The organism is Bacillus sp. SIMBA_154, assembly GCF_046536015.1.
Lineage (GTDB): Bacteria > Bacillota > Bacilli > Bacillales > Bacillaceae > Bacillus > Bacillus pumilus_P.
Genome location: NZ_JAWJBV010000752.1, coordinates 1 through 229, shown reverse-complemented (window position 1 = coordinate 229; position 229 = coordinate 1). Strand labels below are relative to the sequence as shown.

Here is a 229-nt window from a genome sequence, read left to right as displayed (position 1 = left end):
TGATAGGTGCAGGTTTAGTCGATGTAACTAAAGCGGCTAATTTGCCAGTTGCAGCTTGGGTAAATAATAGCGAGTTTGATACTAAACAAGCCGCACTATCTTATGGCATAGTAAGCCTAGCGGAAACAGGTTCAATTACTAAAACGGTAACAGTTAAAAACTTCTCTGCAGATGCAAAAACGTATAACCTGCGTACTGAAGCTCGTTATCAAAGTGATATTGATACGGA

1 protein-coding gene is annotated in these 229 nt (G+C 39.7%); it reads left to right on the top strand.

Features of this window, described 5'->3' with window-relative positions:
* Window positions 1–229 (top strand): hypothetical protein (locus R0K30_RS23895; protein ID WP_410613562.1); only part of this gene is annotated, 229 nt, incomplete at both ends.